This is a genomic window from Bradyrhizobium sp. BRP22, from assembly GCF_020194175.1.
Classification (GTDB): domain Bacteria; phylum Pseudomonadota; class Alphaproteobacteria; order Rhizobiales; family Xanthobacteraceae; genus Bradyrhizobium.
Map to the genome: position 1 here is coordinate 1 of NZ_JADYVX010000101.1, position 998 is coordinate 998.

General features: G+C 63.8%; 2 pseudogenes. One reads left to right on the forward strand and one right to left on the reverse strand.

Annotated features, from left to right (window positions below):
• A pseudogene (locus I6F35_RS39530) lies at positions 1–141 on the forward strand (IS3 family transposase); the annotation flags it as partial.
• Positions 142–202: 61 nt separating this feature from the next.
• Here the strand turns inward: I6F35_RS39530 and I6F35_RS39535 are convergent.
• Positions 203–909, reverse strand: a pseudogene (locus I6F35_RS39535) (IS5 family transposase); the annotation flags it as partial.
• Positions 910–998 lie beyond the last annotated feature (89 nt).

A 998-nucleotide genomic window follows, 5' to 3' on the forward strand; every position in this document is an offset into this window, starting at 1 on the left:
CTGACCCCCGCGGCCTATGCCGCCCACCTCACCGCAACGGACGACCGGCTACGCAATCCCGACCAGCTCCGCCGATCGTCCGTTGCTCCACCCGCGCCACTTGGCGTACAAAACCCCGAGACTCTAATCGCCGCCGGATGAAACTTCGGTGGCAGGTCACCAGCATGCGCAGAAGGGCACTCGCACTGAGCACGGCGGCGCTGCCTCCGATCTTGCGGGCAATGTCGCGGATGATGCGGCCGAGATAGGTTCGGAGCGTCCTCAACGCCCGCTTGGCGCGCTTGAACTGCTTGGCCTGGGCATAGCGCTGGTGCCTGATCAGCGCGAACTTGCCCACCCGTGCATAGGACTGGCGCAGCTTGATGCCGGCTCCCTTGGCAAGTCGTACGAGGATCTCGCGGGCGCGGTGGAGCAGCCGCGCGTCGGTCGGGAACATGACATTCTTGGGCTGTACCGTGGTGTCGAGAATGATGCGGTTGAGGTCGGACGGCTTGATCGCCTCGGTCTTGGTGGCGACCGCAAGGCTCTCCTGGACAGGGCAACCAGCCGCTCCTCGCCCATCCGCTGGCGCCAGCGGGTCAATGAGGAGCGGTCAAACACCAGACGGTGCTGAAAGAACTCCTCGCCGCAGAAGAACTGGTAATAGGGGTTCTCCAGCCATCGCGCGCACAGGACCTCGTCGGAGAGGTCGTAGGTGTGCTTGAGGATCGCAAGTCCGGCCATCAAACGCGTCGGCAGCGGCGGCCGACCTGGCTTGTCCTCGTAGACCGCGCCGAACTTCAGCTCCAGGAACGACCAGTCGATCGTCCGCGACAGCTTCACCAGCGGGTGGCCCATGTCGATGATCGCGTCCAGCCGTGCGCGCAAGAGATCGGTCTGTCCGCCGTCGCGTCGTTCTTTCGGTCGCATCGTCCCCTCCGATGCAACTGAGGGAATCACGGGCAGCGATTCGAGGGAATCCTGAAAACGAAATTGCAAGCTTTTGAGGCCTCACACCC